Origin of the sequence: Sphingobium limneticum (assembly GCF_008710155.1) — a bacterium.
Taxonomy (GTDB): domain Bacteria; phylum Pseudomonadota; class Alphaproteobacteria; order Sphingomonadales; family Sphingomonadaceae; genus Sphingobium; species Sphingobium limneticum.
This window is the reverse complement of record NZ_VYPZ01000007.1, coordinates 26,579-38,410: the sequence shown is the minus strand read 5'-3', so window position 1 is coordinate 38,410 and position 11,832 is coordinate 26,579. Positions and strand designations below refer to the sequence as shown.

At 64.8% G+C, this 11,832-nt stretch carries 10 protein-coding genes; 4 read left to right on the top strand and 6 right to left on the bottom strand.

Translation table 11 applies throughout. The annotated features are described in order from the left end of the window. Positions 1 to 425: 425 nt before the first annotated feature. The 5 genes from F4U94_RS10535 to hflK form a co-directional block, all read right to left on the bottom strand. The gene (locus F4U94_RS10535; protein WP_145986229.1) at positions 426 to 815 is read right to left on the bottom strand and encodes a hypothetical protein; all 390 of its coding nucleotides are present in this window, start codon (positions 813 to 815) and stop codon (positions 426 to 428) included. 46 nt (positions 816 to 861) lie between these two features. Next, on the bottom strand, positions 862 to 2,508 hold the full coding sequence (locus F4U94_RS10530) for a helicase HerA-like domain-containing protein (protein WP_120250742.1): 1,647 nt from the start codon (positions 2,506 to 2,508) through the stop codon (positions 862 to 864). A 166-nt stretch (positions 2,509 to 2,674) separates the two neighbouring features. Beyond that, positions 2,675 to 4,189, bottom strand: coding sequence for a Do family serine endopeptidase (locus tag F4U94_RS10525; RefSeq protein ID WP_120250741.1), 1,515 nt, complete (start codon positions 4,187 to 4,189; stop codon positions 2,675 to 2,677). 136 nt (positions 4,190 to 4,325) lie between these two features. Continuing rightward, positions 4,326 to 5,174 carry a protease modulator HflC gene (gene hflC, locus F4U94_RS10520; RefSeq protein WP_120250740.1) on the bottom strand — a complete coding sequence of 283 codons (849 nt, stop codon included), beginning with the start codon at positions 5,172 to 5,174 and terminating at the stop codon, positions 4,326 to 4,328. After that, on the bottom strand, positions 5,174 to 6,283 hold the full coding sequence (gene hflK / locus F4U94_RS10515) for an FtsH protease activity modulator HflK (RefSeq protein ID WP_120250739.1): 1,110 nt from the start codon (positions 6,281 to 6,283) through the stop codon (positions 5,174 to 5,176). Before hflK ends, hflC begins: the two co-directional genes overlap by 1 nt. 293 nt (positions 6,284 to 6,576) lie before the next feature. Between hflK and F4U94_RS10510 the strand changes: the two genes are divergently transcribed. Next, positions 6,577 to 7,362 carry an Mrp/NBP35 family ATP-binding protein gene (locus tag F4U94_RS10510; RefSeq protein WP_197716451.1) on the top strand — a complete coding sequence of 262 codons (786 nt, stop codon included), beginning with the start codon at positions 6,577 to 6,579 and terminating at the stop codon, positions 7,360 to 7,362. Here the strand turns inward: F4U94_RS10510 and F4U94_RS10505 are convergent, their stop codons facing one another. Continuing rightward, on the bottom strand, positions 7,363 to 7,821 hold the full coding sequence (locus F4U94_RS10505) for a GNAT family N-acetyltransferase (RefSeq protein ID WP_120250737.1): 459 nt from the start codon (positions 7,819 to 7,821) through the stop codon (positions 7,363 to 7,365). A 211-nt stretch (positions 7,822 to 8,032) separates the two neighbouring features. Here F4U94_RS10505 and F4U94_RS10500 point away from each other — a divergent pair, with 211 nt between their 5' ends. The 3 genes from F4U94_RS10500 (at position 8,033) to hemH (ending at position 11,825) form a co-directional block, all read left to right on the top strand. Beyond that, complete coding sequence (locus F4U94_RS10500) at positions 8,033 to 8,467, top strand: CoA-binding protein (RefSeq protein WP_120252154.1); 435 nt, start codon at positions 8,033 to 8,035, stop codon at positions 8,465 to 8,467. Between the two features lie 95 nt (positions 8,468 to 8,562). Further along, on the top strand, positions 8,563 to 10,830 hold the full coding sequence (locus F4U94_RS10495) for a xanthine dehydrogenase family protein molybdopterin-binding subunit (RefSeq protein ID WP_120250736.1): 2,268 nt from the start codon (positions 8,563 to 8,565) through the stop codon (positions 10,828 to 10,830). Next, positions 10,827 to 11,825, top strand: a complete 999-nt coding sequence (gene hemH / locus F4U94_RS10490) for a ferrochelatase (protein ID WP_120250735.1) — start codon at positions 10,827 to 10,829, stop codon at positions 11,823 to 11,825. The genes F4U94_RS10495 and hemH overlap by 4 nt, the downstream gene beginning before the upstream one ends. The last annotated feature ends 7 nt before the right edge of the window (positions 11,826 to 11,832 follow it).

The window sequence follows — 11,832 nt, the reverse complement described above, 5'->3', positions numbered from 1 at the left end:
ATGCGGGCGCTCTTGTTACCCTCTCCCGCCTTCGCGGGAGAGGCAACGGAGACTTGGCAGCTTGCTGCCTAGTCGCAGTCGGTGAGGGTCTTTCTTCTTTCTGGACAAGCATTTCCTGCCAAAAAGAAGAAAGACCCTCACCCTTCAAAGCAGTCACGTGCCTGCTTTGAACTCTCCCGTGAAAACGGGAGAGGGCTAAGATAAGCCGACCATCCGCAATCCACCCACTATCGTCACATCGGGGTGGCCCGAGGTTCCGCTTTTTTACTACCAATATTTGCAGGAAAAGTGGGATGCCGGGTCGAGCCCGGCATGACGAAAGCGGGTAAGGTTAGGAGCGGCCATGGGCGGAGCTGTTGCCTCCTCCCGCATTTGGGAGGAGGATCTTGGTTCCACCCAAACCAGTCGCTTGCGCGACCGCCTGACTATTTCAGCAATATCCCGCTGACCGATCCGTTGCGGACCGAGCAGACGAAGGGAATGTCGCCGTCGCCCGAACCCACCACGCCTTCGACTTCCCAGCCGGTGGACATGGTGCTGGCGCGCGCGGAGCCGATCAGGCGTGACGATGGCCCGGCCTGATGGAGCGCCTTTTCCGCGCAGGCGTCCCGCGCGGCGGCGGCAGTGCTGATCGACCCGTAGCCCGGCGCCGCATAGGGCGTTTGCCGTGCGTCGCGCTGGGCCTGCCGGTCGGCGACGATGTCACTGACGATCGCCGCGCCCACGACATGGCGTGGCACGACGACGATTTGCGCATGCAGGGGTGTGGCCAGCAGAAACAAGGCTGCACCTGCCCAACGCGCTGTCGCTTTCATGTCGATCATCTCCCTGTTGCGGCCCGGCACCGATGCGGATGATAGCCTATTTGAACAGGCTGCCCAAGATACCGCGTACCAGCTTGCCGGCAATGCCGCCGGATGACGATTTGCGGCTCGATCCGCCGAATACCGCGCGGCCCAGTTCGTTGGCGACCTGCCGCCCGACCGAGGAGCCGGCGGCGCGGGTGGCGGACTGGACCGCCTTGTCGAAGGCGCTGGGCTTGGCCGCCTCGCGCGCTTCCACGGCGTCGCGCCGGGCCTGTTCCTTCAATTCCGCCTCGCGCTGCTTGGCTTCCACCTTGGCTTGGGCGGCGGCGGCCTTGTCGGCTTCGGCCTGCGCCTTGGAGGCTTGCGCGGCGGCAGCGGCGGCTTGCCCGCGGGCCGCGAGAATTTCCTCTGCCGACTCCCGGTTGACGGCCGTGTCATATTTGCCCGCGACCGGCGATATCGACTGGATGATCGCCCGTTCCTTCGCATCGAGCGGGCCAAGGCGCGAGCGGGGCGGGGCGATCAGCGTGCGCTGCACGATGCCCGGCGATCCATCCTCCTGCAACAGCGACACCAAAGCCTCGCCCACCTTCAATTCGGTGATCGCGGTTTCGACATGCAGGTCGGGATTGATGCGGAAGGTTTCGGCGGCGGCCTTGATCGCGCGCTGGTCGCGCGGGGTGAAGGCGCGGAGCGCATGCTGCACGCGGTTGCCGAGCTGGCCCGCCACATCTTCGGGAATGTCGATCGGGTTTTGCGTGACGAAATAGACGCCCACGCCCTTCGACCGGATCAGGCGCACGACCTGCTCGATCTTGTCGGTCAGCGCCTTGGGCGCGTCGTCGAACAGCAGATGCGCTTCGTCGAAGAAGAAGACCAGCTTGGGCTTGTCCGGGTCGCCCACTTCCGGCAGCGTCTCGAACAGTTCGGACAATAGCCACAGCAGGAAGGTAGCATAGAGTTTGGGCGACTGCATCAGCTTGTCGGCGGCCAGTATATTTACATAGCCGCGGCCCTTTTCATCGACCTGGAGCATGTCGTGGATGTCGAGCGCGGGTTCGCCGAAGAAATGATCGCCGCCCTGGCTTTCCAACTGAAGCAATTGCCGCTGGATCGCGCCGACGCTGGCCTTGGTCACATTGCCGTAGCGGGCCGAAAGCGTGTCGGCATTTTCGGCGCAATAGGCGAGCATCGCCTGTAGATCGCCGAGGTCCAGCAGCAGCAAGCCTTCCTCATCCGCATATTTGAAGGCGATCGACAACACGCCTTCCTGCGTTTCGTTAAGGCCCATCAGGCGAGCGAGCAGCAGCGGCCCCATTTCGCTGACGGTGGTGCGCACGGGATGACCCTGCTGCCCGTAAAGATCCCAGAAGATCGCCGGATTGTCGGCATAGCTATAGTCGGTGATGCCGACCTCCGCGGCACGGGACACCAGCTTGTCGGCATTTTTGGCGGTGGGGGAACCGGCCATGGAAATGCCGGCCAGATCGCCCTTCACATCGGCCAGAAACACCGGCACGCCCAGCGCGGAGAAGCTTTCGGCGATACCCTGCAACGTCACCGTCTTCCCGGTGCCGGTCGCGCCCGCGATCAGGCCGTGCCGGTTCGCGCGGCGCAGGTTGAGCGTCTGGGGGATTCCCTTGCTTCCGTCTGGCCCATCCTTCTCCGGTGCGCCCAGGCCGATGAAGATACCGTCGCTCATTATCGATCCTTCCCCCAACAAAAAAACCGTCATTCCCGCGAAGGCGGGAACCCATCTCCCACGCTATCCTTTGGTGCGAGGGCTGGAGATGGATACCCGCCTACGCGGGGATGACGGAATTAACCGCACATCTGCCTTCGCCACAAGGCGATAGGCATTATGGAATTTATTTGTCGCGCAGACGCACCGGCAGGAAGATTGCCGGCTGGCCGCGACGCAGCACCTGCAACAGGATGGCGTTGCGGCCCTGCGACGACACGGCCTTGGCCTGTGCGTCCAGTTCCGCCTGGGTGGCGACCGGGCGGTTGTTGGCGCTGATGATCACATCGCCGCGACGCAGGCCCTTGGCGCCGGCATCGGTCGATCCATCGACGGCGGTGATGACGACGCCCTTGGTATCGCCGGCAATGCCGAGCTGGCGGATGATGCCAGGCGTCAGCGGGATCGCCGAAATGCCCAGCGCCTGCTGCGTCGCCTGACCCGGATTCTGGTCCTGCTGGCTGAAATCCTCGTCGCCCTGCGGCTGCGCGAAATTGTTCAGCTCGTCTTCCGACGGGCGCTCGCCCACGATGGCGGTCACGGTCTGGCGCTGGCCGTTGCGGATCAGCACGATCGGCACCTTCGCACCGATGCCCTGATTGGCGACGATGGAGGACAGGTTCTGGTCGGCGGTCACTTCCTGACCGGCCACGCTGACGATCACGTCGCCGGCCTTGATCCCGGCCTTCTCCGCGCCCTTGCCCGGCTCGACGCCCTGGACGAATTCACCGCGATTCTTGGCAAGGCCCAGCGAGTCCGCCAGATCTTCGCCCAGCGGGCTGATCTGCACGCCCAGATAGCCGCGCTTGATCGCCTGACCCTTGCGCAGGGTATCGACGATCGGTGCGGCCTGTTCCGACGGAATGGCAAAGCCGATGCCGACATTGCCGCCCGAGGGCGACAGGATCTGGCTGTTGATGCCGATCACATTGCCGCGCATGTCGAACATCGGGCCACCCGAGTTGCCCTGGTTGATGGACGCGTCGGTCTGAATGAACTTGTCATAGCCCGACGTGCCGCCGGTGTTGCGGTGCAAGGCGGAAATGATGCCCGCCGTCACCGTGCCCGAAAGCGCGAACGGGTTGCCGATCGCGACGACCCAGTCGCCCACGCGCGCCTTGGTGCTGTCACCGAACTTGACGAACGGGAATGGCTTGGGCGATTCGATCTTCAGCACCGCCAGATCGGTCGCGGGGTCGCGGCCGATCAGCTTGGCAGGATATTCTTCCTTGTTGGTCATGGTGACCGTGATCGAATCGACGCTGGCGCCTTCGGCACCGGCCGACACCACATGGTTGTTGGTGACGATATAGCCGTCGGCCGAAATCAGGAAGCCCGAGCCGAGCGACTGCGCCTGGCGCGTCTGCGGCTGGCCGCCCTGCTGGCCCTGACCGAACAGGTCGCCGAACGGGGTGCCGGCGAAGGGGTTCTGCACCTTTACGCGCTGCTTGGTCGAAATATTGACCACGGCCGGTTGCAGCTTTTCGACCATGTCGGCCAGGCTGGCAGGCGCACCCGCAGGCGCTGCGGCCGTCAGGCCTTCATTCTGCGCGGTCTGCGCGCCGACATTGGAACTGGTGGTGACCGCGATGGCGGTGCCGCCGAGCAGCAGGGCGCCGGTAATGGCATAAGCGTAACGCACTCGTGACGGTCCTCTTCAAAGCTTCAGGGGTAAGGAAGGCGGGACTTTTAAGAAGCCCTCAGATGCTCCGCTTTGCCTTAACCCTCATTGAATGACGCTGGTTCCGTAATGATCCAGTAGGGATCATGACGAAAGATTAACGTCGTCCCTGAAATTGCCGCAGGAACTCATTGTCCGGCGACAGGATGATGTTGGTCTGACCCGGACGATCGGGCGCGAAGGTATAGCGATAGCTCTGCATCCCGCGATAGAAATCGTAGAAGGACGGATCCTTGCCAAAGCTTTCGGCATAGATGCGCGCGGCGTTGGCGTCGGCTTCGGCGCGGATGATCTGCGCCTGCTTGGCGCCCTGCGCACGGATGGTGAGCGCCTCCTGCTCGCGCGCGGTGCGCATGCGGGTGAAGGCGCTTTCCAGCGGCGTGCCGTCGGGCAGGTCGGCCCGCTTAATCCGCACGTCGACGATCTCCGCGCCATATTGGCGCGCGACCCGGTCGAGGCCCGCTTCGATATTCTGCATCACCTGGCCGCGTTCGGGGCTGAGCAGTGCGGCGAAGGGGCGCTTGCCCAGTTCGTTGCGAAGCGCAGAGCCAAGGATCGGGCGCAGCGCGTCGGATACGCGGTCCTCGCTACCGGCCGCGATATACATGCGCAGCGGATCGACGATGCGATAGCGGGCGAAGGCATCGACCTGAAGGCGCAACTGGTCGGTGGACAGCACCTGCTGTCGCTCCATTTCGACCGACAGGACGCGCTTGTCGATCCACACGATCTGATCGACGAACGGCCAGCGCAGGATGATGCCGGCACCGGTCTGGCCGAAGCTTTCATTGGGGCGATAGCGGTTGATGAGTTCCTTGGGATCGCCGAAGCGGACGATCACGCCCTGCTTGGTTTCGGGCACGATCGCCACGGTGCTGCCGATCAGGATCAGCAGCGCGAGCAGGATCAGCGCAAGGGCGACGGGGTGACGCAGGATAGCGGGCATTACTGGCCTCCCGTGCTGGTGGCGGCATCTGTCGCCGGGGCGGCCTGTGCCCGCTTCTTGATTTCGGGCAATGGCAGATAGGGGGTCACATTATTGCCCTCTACGATGGTCTTGTCGACGTTCGACAGCACGCCCTCCATGGTTTCATAATACATGCGGCGGCGGGTCACGTCGGGCGACAGCTTATATTGTTCATAGACCTTGTCGAAGGCCGCAGCCTCACCCTGCGCCTTGGCCGTTACCTGCTGGGCGGCGGCGCGCGCTTCGTTGAGGTAGGTCTGCGCGGTCTGCTGCGCGGCGGACACGGCCTTGAACGCGTCGTTGACGGCGGTCGGCGGGTCGGCCTGCTTGATCGCGACGCCCTGAATACGGATGCCCGACTTATAGCCGTCCAATATCTCCTGCATGCGCAGTTCGACCTGCTGCTCGATCGCGGTGCGGCCCGCGCCTAGCGCATCGTCCAGGCTGACGCTGGCGAGGACCGAGCGCATGGCGCTTTCGGCGACTTCGCGCACGCTGGCGTCGGGTTCCGACAGCTGGAACAAATAGAGTTCCGGGTTGCGGATGTTCCAGCGCACCGAATAGGCGAGGTCGATGATATTCTGGTCGCCGGTCAGCACCAGATTTTCGCTTTCGGCGCTGGCCGATCCGATGTCGATGGTGCGGATTTCCTCGACATCGACCGTCGTCACCGCCTCGAACGGGGCGGGCAGGGTCAGGCTGATGCCGGGCGTCAGCGTGCGGCTATATTTGCCGAGGAAGGTCACGACGCCGCGTTCCTGCGGGCCGACGCGGTGGAAGCTGGTCAGGACCAGCCACAAGATGACCACCAGGCCGATCGCGACAGGCCACAAGGCCCGGCCGGCGGCGCGGGGCGGCAGGCCGCCAAAGCCGCCGCCACCGCCATTGCCGCCACCCTGGCCGAAGCTTTCGCGGCCGCGACGCAGCAGATCCTCGATCGCGGACGGCCCCTTCTGGCCGGCAGCCGGCTTGCCCGGCTGGGTCCACGGGTTGCGCGGGCCGCCGTCGCCGCCTTTCTGTCCGTCCCCGTCCGGGCCGTCATTCTTGCCGCCCCAGGGGCCTTGGACCATCGCTGCGATCGCGGGCATCCACCCGAATATTCTTCTCATACTGTCTTCTATAGGAAGGCTCTTCTCCGAAAAACAGTGCAAATGGCTGCGATTATTTCCTACAGGGCTTTGTCATGACCGATCTTGCCGATTTCACCGCCCGTCTGACCGCTCTGACCGATGGCCGCGCCAGTGCGCCGCGCATCAAGGATGGGGTCATGACCCTGGCCCTGGACGTGGGCGGATTGTCGCCGCAGCAGCGCGACGGCCTGGCCGCCGCGATCCGCGAAGGGGGCCTGACCGTGCCGGGCGTCACTGACGTGCGCATAGCGATGACGGCGGAACGCAAGCCGACAGAAGAGCGCAAGCCGCTACGCATATTGGCGGTGGCTTCGGGCAAGGGCGGGGTGGGCAAATCGACCCTGTCGGCCAATCTGGCCGTCGCGCTCCATCGGCTGGGGATCAAGGTCGGGCTGGTCGATGCCGACATTTATGGCCCGTCGCAGGCCAAGCTGATGGGGAGCGAGGACCAGAAGCCGGTTGCGCGCGACAAGAAGCTGGTTCCGGTCACCGGCCCGATCGGCATTCCGATGCTGTCGATGGCGCATCTGGTGGAGCCGGGCAAGGCGCTGGCCTGGCGCGGGCCGATGGTCGGCAATGCGCTGACGCAGCTGATCGACGCGGAGTGGGGCGACGCCGAATTGCTGGTGGTCGATATGCCGCCCGGCACCGGCGATATCCAGTTGACCATGGTGCAGAAGCATAAGCCCGCTGGCGCGGTGATCGTGTCCACGCCGCAGGATCTGGCGCTGATCGACGCGACCCGCGCGGTCAGCCTGTTTGCGCAGGCGGGTGTGCCGATGGTGGGGCTGGTCGAAAATATGGCCGGCTATGCCTGTCCCCATTGTGGCGAAATCTCCGATCCCTTCGGTCAGGGCGGGGCGGAAAGCGCGGCGGGCGACCTGTCCATGCCGTTCCTTGGCCGCATTCCGCTGGCGATCGAGATTCGCCGCCAGTCCGACGCTGGCGATCCCCCGGCGGCGGGCGAGGGCCTATATGCCGACGCGTTCCGCGCCATCGCGCAGAAGGTGGCGGACTGGTTGAAGGCGGCTGGCTGACTATAGGCGCAGGTGCAGGAACTGGCTGAAGCCGTTCACCCGATAGGCACCGAACGGCCCGCCATCGACGAAGCCGTGGCGGCGATAAAGGGCGAGCGCGGGGCCGAAGGCGGTGCCGCGCCCGGTTTCAAGGCTCAGATGTTTCAGGCCGTTTGCCTGCGCGGCGTCGATGACATGAAGCAGCAATGCCGTGCCCACGCCTTGGCGCAGATAGTCGGGGTGGGTGCGCATCGACTTGATCTCGCCCCGCTCGGCGTCCAGCAACCGCAGCGCGCCGACCCCTGCGATATGCTCGCCGTCCCAGGCCGACCATAGCCGGATATCGGGCGATTGCAGGCCGGACAGGTCCAGCGCGAAGACGGCGTCGGGCGGGGAATGGTCGTGCATACCGGACAGATGCAGTGCCAGCAGCGCGCGGGTCTGCGGATCGGTCAGGTCGTCGGGGCGGATGGCGAACATGGTGCAGACTAGTCCCAACAAGCAATGAAGATGCGGTTCCCCGGCGGAGGCCGGGGTCCAGTACCACCCTTTGAACTGGACCCCGGTCTACGCTGGGGAACAGGTCACGAGCGGCAGCCTCATCGCATGCGGGAATAACCGGCTCGCGCGGTGATGGGAACGTCTTGCATGCGGCAGCGTCTTCACCATGTCAGCAGGAAAGGAGATCGTCATGCCGCTTACCGCCCCGGAGGATATCGCCGCCTTGCTCGGCCGCACCCGCACCATCGCGCTGGTCGGCATTTCCGATCGCCCGGACCGCCCCAGCTATGGCGTGATGAAATTTCTTCAGGACCATGGCTATCGCGTGTTGCCGGTCAATCCGCAGATCGCCGGGGAACATGTGCATGGCGAATTCGTCTGGGGCCGCCTGTCCGACATCGGCGTGCCCATCGATCTGGTCGACATCTTCCGTCGCAGCGAAGCGGCGGGCGAGGCGGTGGATGATGCCGTCGCGGTCGGCGCGAAGGCGGTGTGGATGCAGCTGGGCGTCATCAACGAAGCCGCCGCCGCCCGCGCAGAGGCGGCGGGATTGCAGGTGGTGATGGACCGTTGCCCGGCGATCGACATTCCCCGCTTCGGCGTCGCGCCGATCGCTGCGGAATAACGCGTAAGCCGGATTGTCGCGTTTTCCGAGCCGGCAGGTGAACCTGCCTTGAAAACGCTCTAGGCAGCACGCTTTTCCGCCTCTATCAGGCAGGCATGGCGCGCACCCCGCGGAAGCAATCCGGCACGAAAACAGGCATTGATCGCCGCACCCTGCTGGTGGGTGGCGGCGCGGCGGCGGGGCTGCTGATCGCCTGGGGCGTCTGGCCGCGCAGCTACCAACCCAATCTCAATGCCGGCGCGAACGAAACCATCGTCAACGCCTTCTTGAAGATCGACGCGTCGGGGCAGATCATCGTCGTCGTACCCCAGACCGAAATGGGGCAGGGGGTCACGACCGTCCTGCCGCAGATATTGGCGGACGAACTGGGCGCGGACTGGCGCACGGTCGCGGTGCAGAGCGCGCCGGTCAGCCCGCTTTACGCCAACAGGCTGCTGGCGCGCGAATGGCTGGCGAGCGACTGGACGCGGTTGCTGGGCGGGGCGGGCGACTGGGCGCTCAATCAATATGCGACGCGCGGCGCACTGATGCTGACGGGCGGCGGTACCTCCATCCCCATGTTTCGCGACGCCTATCGCGATGCCGGCGCGGCGGCGCGCGTGCTGTTGTGCAAGGCGGCGGCGGCGCGCTGGAACATCCCCTGGGAAAGCTGCGATATCGCCGACGGGATCATCAGCGATGGCGCGGCCCATCGCATGAAGATCGGCGATATCGTCGCCGATGCCGCGCGTTTCGACCTGCCCGACATATTGCCCTATCGACAGGGACAGGATGGCCGCCTGTCGGGGCAGGATCTGCCGCGTCTCGACACGCCTTCGAAGATCGACGGCAGCCATAATTTCGCCGCCGACATCCGCCTGCCCGACATGGTTTATGCCTCGATCCGGCAGGGGCCGATCGGGGACGCGTTGCTGGCTGGCGTGGACGAAAAATCGGCTGGCGGCGTCACCGGTTTTCTCCGGCTGATCCGGCGTGAGCGCTGGGTCGCGGCGGTGGCCAGCAATTGGTGGGCGGCCAACAAGGCGCTGGATCTGGCCGATCCGGTCTTCACCTTGCGCGGGCCACAGGTCAGCAGCGGCAGCATCGAGGAGGCGCTGGAAACCGCCTTTGAAGGATCGGCCGGCCGTCGCCTTTATGCGCAGGGCGATCTTGGTCCGGTGTTCGAAGGCGCGACCATCCTCGCCAGCGAATATCAGGTCGATGCCGGCCTGCATCTGGCGATCGAACCACCCTGCGCGACTGCGCGGGTGACGGACGATGGCGCCGAAGTCTGGATGGCGACGCAGGCGCCGGGCCTTGCCCGTGCGGCGATCGCCGATGCGCTGGGCCTGTCCGAACGGGCGGTGACGCTCTATCCGCTGCATGCCGGTGGCTCGTTCGGGCGCGCCATGGATTGGGATGTCGGGGTGCAGGCGGCGCTGCTGGCGCAGGAGATGAAGCGGCCGGTGCAACTGCTCTGGTCGCGGCTGGAAGATGTGATCCAGGATCGTCCCAGCGCCCCGGCTCACGCGCGCATGGCCGCAAAGCTGGGCCGCAACGGCGCGATCGAGGGCTGGTCGGCGAAGGTGGCTGCGCCCTGTGCGATGACCCAGACATGGTCGCGGATCGCGGACGGGAAATTGCCGCATGAGGCGGCGGCCGATGCGGCGGACACGGTCACGCGGCTGGCGGTGGCGGGCATGGTGCCGCCCTATGCCATTCCCAACTGGGCGGTCGATCATTTCCCGACCGATGTGGGCCTGCCGCTCGGCTTCATGCGCGGCAACGCGCATCTGCATGGGGCTTTCTTTACGGAGAGCTTCATCGACGAACTGGCGCATCTGGCGGGGATGGAGGCCATGTCCTTCCGTATCCAGATGCTGGGCGGCAATCCGCGCCTTGCCCATTGCCTGTCGACTGCGGCGTCCATGGGTGGCTGGCAGGGCGGGATCCCAGGCAGCGGGCAGGGGCTTTCCACCCATATGATGAACGGCGCCTATGCCGCGGTCATGGTGGAGGCGGCGATGAATGGCGATACGCTGAGCGTCAATCGCATCGTCGCGGCGGTCGATGCCGGCGATCAGGTCAATCCGGACATCGCCCGGCAGCAGATCGAAAGCGGCCTGATCTATGGCCTTGCCTATGCGATGGGCGCGTCGGTGCCTTATGAAAAGGGCATGCCGACCCGCGCCATATTGGGTCGCATGAACCTGCCGCGCCTGTCGGATATTGGGGAGGTCACGGTGGAACTGATGCGCAGTACCGCAGAGCCGGCCGGCGTCAGCGACCTTGCCGCGCCACTGGTCGCCCCCGCCATCGCCAACGCCCTTTATACCTGGACAGGTCAGCGCCTGCGCAGTCTGCCTTTAGTAGGAACCGCATGACCCTGCCTGCCGATCATCCCGCTATTCCCGCGCCCAAGGTCGGCGTGCTGCTCATCAACCTCGGCACGCCGGACGCGCCCGATGCCAAATCGGTGCGTCGTTATCTGGCGGAATTTTTGTCCGATCCGCGTGTGGTGGAAATCCCCAAAATCGTTTGGCAACCGATCCTGCACGGCGTGATCCTGACCACCCGGCCGAAAAAATCCGCCCATGCCTATCAACAGGTGTGGACGCCCGAAGGATCGCCGCTGGCCGTGCATAGCCGCGCCATCGCGCAGGCGTTGCAGCAGGCGATGCCGCATGTCGTGGTCGATTGGGCGATGCGTTATGGCAATCCCGCCATCGCCGAAAAGCTGGCGGCGATGAAGGTGCAGGGCTGCGATCGCGTCCTGCTCGCGCCGCTCTATCCGCAATATAGCGGCGCGACCACGGCGACGGCCAACGATGCCGCCTTTGCCGCATTGGCGGCGATGCGCTGGCAGCCGGCGGTGCGCACCCTGCCGCCCTATCATGACGACCCGGCCTATATCGCCGCATTGAAGGCGTCCATCGACGCCAATGTCGCGGCGCTGGACTTCGTGCCGGATGCTCTGCTTGCCAGCTTCCACGGCATGCCCGAACGCACCTTGCATCTGGGCGATCCCTATCATTGCCAGTCCGTCAAGACGGTTCGCCTGCTGCGCGAGGCGCTGACATTGCCGGTCCATATGAGCTTCCAGTCGCGTTTCGGCCGGGCCAAATGGCTCGAACCCGAAACCGAAGCGACGCTCGCCAAATTGGTACAGGAAGGTGTCCGAAATATTGCTGTCGTAACGCCCGGATTCGCGGCGGATTGCCTTGAAACCCTAGAGGAAATCGCGTTGCGCGCGAAAGAGGTTTTTTTGCGCCAGGGTGGCGAAAATTTTGCCTATTTGCCCTGTCTAAACGCGTCGGTGGAAGCTATCACTCTCTATCAGAGGCTTATGAGCCGCGAGCTTTCGGGTTGGATCGACTGACCCTTGT